Annotated in this window: 1 protein-coding gene; it reads right to left on the reverse strand. The window is 38.0% G+C overall.

The genetic code is table 11. The annotated features are described in order from the left end of the window. Positions 1-67 precede the first annotated feature (67 nt). Positions 68-628: a DUF1524 domain-containing protein gene (locus tag R8N47_RS28895; RefSeq protein ID WP_369292832.1), complete on the reverse strand. Its 561-nt coding sequence runs from the start codon at positions 626-628 to the stop codon at positions 68-70. Positions 629-1,341 lie beyond the last annotated feature (713 nt).

Here is a 1,341-nt window from a genome sequence, read left to right on the forward strand (position 1 = left end):
AACCACCTCCGCAGCCATTTATTGGTGTGGTCTACAGAGGATTATGTCTTTTTAGAGGGGAAAATCCCTAGAACCCCACTCTATTAGCAAACCAGCATCTGTTTTTTTGGGGTAACCACTCTCCAGCGTCCTTTCCACACTTACCGTTGTCACCACAACGGTTTACAGTAGGTGAAGCTAATGTAAGATTCAGGAGATCACTGGCAAATTGAATGCGCATTTCACTGGATTGTGAGCACATTCCGCTATCATGTGCTTCACTTGTTGACACTATATGCTCAATGTCTGTGTATCGGTCAGATTCAAAGTAACTGCCAGTGTAAGGGCCATATATCAATCCCCCCATACTACTTACTATGTGATCTTCTACTCGTTGAGAATAGTTGTATTGTTGAGATTTATCGTATGGAGAACATCTATTCTCAGGTTTGACTATTAAACCCCGCCATATCTCTGTTGAATAAGCATCAAAAGAAACCAATAAGATGCTTGTAAGAACAGCTTTAGAAATTGTTTTCATAAACTTCCATTGATTATTATGGTACAGCAATATACTTGAATGCACTAAGCCCAAGCCTTTTGGCATTCGCTCTTGCTGCGGCCTTATTCTTGAATGGATAGATCCCATAACTAGCCAATGTATCTAGTGCCACATCTACCGAATCAATTAACCAAATATCACGAACACACGGAGGACTTCCAGATACTTTAACGTGAAATAAATCTCCATTTTCATCTAATGAAGAAATAGTTTTGGAATCCACATAATTTAGATCAATGTGAACTATCTCACCGTCACTTTTGTAAAACCTGGGATAATTATGAACTGTAACTAGAAGATATCTCATACTATATATTTGCCTTTTGTAGTTAATTTGTCATCGTTTAATGATTTACAGGCGGTATTGCCTCATAGCTAATGTGGTATATTTTTGCATTCTATTAATAGGTGTTCGCATGCACATAACTGTATCTAGTTCTGATAAAAATTTGGACTCTGAACATCACACTTTTGAACAACCTTCCTTGCTGCTTAAAAATCGTATTAAAAGCCCAGAAGCCCAATCCAAATTAAAAATTCTCCGTCTTTCTGATTCAGTACTCAATTGCCACTGTGTATCACCACCAGCCACAATGTATCTACGTAAAAGGGGGGATTACATATTCATGGTGAATCATTATGAGCATGGCCAACATCTGCAAAATTGTCCCTTGTACTCAGACATAAAAGGTTGCAGAGAAGCGGTAAATAGAGATATTTCGCCCTGAGGAATCCCCTAATGATTTTGATAAAAATCATAAATTTAAGGTAGATGCACATCTTGTCATGTGATCAAATGG

The organism is Vibrio sp. 2132-1 (genome assembly GCF_033344315.1).

Bases quoted from the DNA above. Each gene is read 5' to 3' on its own strand.
- R8N47_RS28895 (WP_369292832.1), bottom strand. From the start codon at position 628: ATGGGATCTATCCATTCAAGAATAAGGCCGCAGCAAGAGCGAATGCCA.